This is a genomic window from Nocardiopsis sp. NPDC006198, from assembly GCF_040613895.1.
Taxonomy (GTDB): domain Bacteria; phylum Actinomycetota; class Actinomycetes; order Streptosporangiales; family Streptosporangiaceae; genus Nocardiopsis; species Nocardiopsis tropica.
Genome location: NZ_JBEXSY010000125.1, coordinates 1 through 3,178, shown reverse-complemented (window position 1 = coordinate 3,178; position 3,178 = coordinate 1). Strand labels below are relative to the sequence as shown.

1 rRNA gene is annotated in these 3,178 nt (G+C 56.6%); it reads left to right on the top strand.

Features of this window, described 5'->3' with window-relative positions:
• Positions 1-56 precede the first annotated feature (56 nt).
• Positions 57-3,150, top strand: a 23S ribosomal RNA gene (locus tag ABZ234_RS33795).
• Positions 3,151-3,178: the final 28 nt, after the last annotated feature.

Genomic DNA, 3,178 nt, shown 5'->3' with positions numbered 1-3,178 from the left:
GTGCGGTTGGTGTTTTGACTTGTGAATAGTGTGCGCGAGCATCTTGTTATCTGTAGTGGCCAAGTGATAGTGGCACACGGTGGATGCCTTGGCATCAGGCGCCGATGAAGGACGCGGGAGGCCGCGATAGGCCACGGGGAGCTGTCAACCGAGCTTTGATCCGTGGGTGTCCGAATGGGGAAACCTAGCCCGAGTTGTGTCGGGTTGCCGCTACCTGAATGTATAGGGTAGTTGGTGGTGACGCGGGGAAGTGAAACATCTCAGTACCCGTAGGAAGAGTAAACAACAGTGATTCCCCTAGTAGTGGTGAGCGAACGGGGAAGAGGCTAAACCGTGCGCGTGTGATAGACGGCAGTCGTTGCGTGTGCGGGGTTGTGGGATGCACCTTTCCAGGTCTGCCGACGTGGAGCGCTGAGTGATTCTTTTAGCTGAATCCGTTGGGAAGCGGAACCGTAGTGGGTGAGAGTCCCGTAGGTGAAGGAAGAGTCTAGGCGTTGGTGTTCTCCCGAGTAGCGCGGAGCCCGAGAAATTCCGTGTGAATCTGGCAGGACCACCTGCTAAGCCAAAATACGTCCTGATGACCGATAGTGCACTAGTACCGTGAGGGAAAGGTGAAAAGTGCCCCGGTGAGGGGTCGTGAAATAGTACCTGAAACCGTGTGCTGTCAAGCCGTCAGAGCTGAAGCTTGTCTTTGGTGATGGCGTGCCTTTTGAAGAATGAGCCTGCGAGTCATGGTGTGTGGCGAGGTTAACCCGGGTGGGGTAGCCGTAGGGAAACCGAGTCTGAATAGGGCGTTTGAGTCGCATGCTGTGGACCCGAAGCGGAGTGATCTACCCATGTCCAGGGTGAAGCGGGGGTAAGACCTCGTGGAGGCCCGAACCCACCAGGGTTGAAAACCTGGGGGATGAGGTGTGGGTAGGGGTGAAAGGCCAATCAAACTCCGTGATAGCTGGTTCTCCCCGAAATGCATTTAGGTGCAGCGTCGCGTGTTTCTTGCTGGAGGTAGAGCTACTGTTTGGCTGATGGGCCCTACAAGGTTACTGACGTCAGACAAACTCCGAATGCCGGTTAAGTGAAGCGCGGCAGTGAGACTGCGGGGGATAAGCTTCGTAGTCGAGAGGGAAACAGCCCAGATCATCAGCTAAGGCCCCTAAGCGTGTGCTAAGTGGGAAAGGTTGTGGAGTTGCTGAGACAACCAGGAGGTTGGCTTAGAAGCAGCCATCCTTTAAAGAGTGCGTAATAGCTCACTGGTCAAGTGGTTCTGCGCCGATAATGTAGCGGGGCTTAAGCACACCGCCGAAGCTGTGGATGCCAACCTTGTGTTGGTGTGGTAGGGGAGCGTCGTGCATCCGGTGAAGCTGCCGAGTGATCGTGTGGTGGAGGGTGTGCGAGTGAGAATGCAGGCATGAGTAGCGAAAGCAACGTGAGAAACGTTGCCGCCGATTGACTAAGGGTTCCTGGGGCAGGTTAATCCGCCCAGGGTGAGTCTGGACCTAAGGCGAGGCCGACAGGCGTAGTCGATGGATAACGGGTTGATATTCCCGTACCCGTGCACGAGCGCCCAGTATCGAATCAGGTGATGCTAACCACGCTGGTTCTTGGTGGTTCCTTCGGGAACTGCCTCTGGACCGGTCTGGGATCCGAGCTTGTAGTAGGTAAGTGATGGGGTGACGCAGGAGGGTAGCTCTACCCGGCGGTGGTTGTCCGGGGGTAAGCGTGTAGGCTGGGGGGTTGGCAAATCCGCCCCCTGTTGAGGCTGAGACGTGATGCCGAGCCGTTTTCGGTGAAGTGAGTGATCCCATGCTGTCGAGAAAAGCCTCTAGCGAGTTCGTGTGTGGCCAGTACCCTAAACCGACGCAGGTGGTCAGGTAGAGAATACCGAGGCGTTCGGGTGAACCATGGTTAAGGAACTCGGCAAATTGTCCCCGTAACTTCGGGAGAAGGGGAGCCCTGTCTGGTGATGGCCTTTGCGGTCTGAGCTGGGTGGGGTCGCAGATAGCGGGGGGAAGCGACTGTTTATTAAAAACACAGGTCCGTGCGAAGTCGTAAGACGCTGTATACGGACTGACGCCTGCCCGGTGCTGGAACGTTAAGAGGACCGGTTAGTGGGAGTTCGCTCCTGCGAAGCTGGGAATCTAAGCGCCAGTAAACGGCGGTGGTAACTATAACCATCCTAAGGTAGCGAAATTCCTTGTCGGGTAAGTTCCGACCTGCACGAATGGCGTAACGACTTCCCCACTGTCTCAACCATGGGCCCGGTGAAATTGCACTACGAGTAAAGATGCTCGTTTCGCGCAGCAGGACGGAAAGACCCCGGGACCTTCACTATAGCTTGACATTGGTGTTTGGGATGGTTTGTGTAGGATAGGTGGGAGCCGGTGAAGCTGTCACGCTAGTGGCGGTGGAGGCGTTGGTGAAATACCACTCTGACTGTTTCGGGCATCTAACCTTGGACCGTGATCCGGTTCGGGGACAGTGTCTGGTGGGTAGTTTAACTGGGGCGGTTGCCTCCCAAAGAGTAACGGAGGCGCCCAAAGGTTCCCTCAGCCTGGTTGGTAATCAGGTGTTGAGTGTAAGTGCACAAGGGAGCTTGACTGTGAGACGGACGTGTCGAGCAGGAGCGAAAGCTGGGACTAGTGATCCGGCACCGGCGTGTGGAAGCGGTGTCGCTCAACGGCTAAAAGGTACCCCGGGGATAACAGGCTGATCTTCCCCAAGAGTCCATATCGACGGGATGGTTTGGCACCTCGATGTCGGCTCGTCGCATCCTGGGGCTGGAGTTGGTCCCAAGGGTTGGGCTGTTCGCCCATTAAAGCGGCACGCGAGCTGGGTTTAGAACGTCGTGAGACAGTTCGGTCCCTATCCGCTGTGCGCGTTGGAGACTTGAGAAGGGCTGTCCCTAGTACGAGAGGACCGGGACGGACGAACCTCTGGTGTGCCAGTTGTCCTGCCAAGGGCATGGCTGGTTGGCTACGTTCGGGAGGGATAACCGCTGAAAGCATCTAAGCGGGAAGCTTGCTTCGAGATGAGGTCTCCTGCCTCCTTTGAGAGGGTAAGGCTCCCTGTAGACGACGGGGTTGATAGGCCGGGTGTGGAAGCCCTGTGAGGGGTGGAGCTGACCGGTACTAATAGGCCGAGGGCTTGTCCGCTGCAGATAATTGGATGTTCGCGCACACTT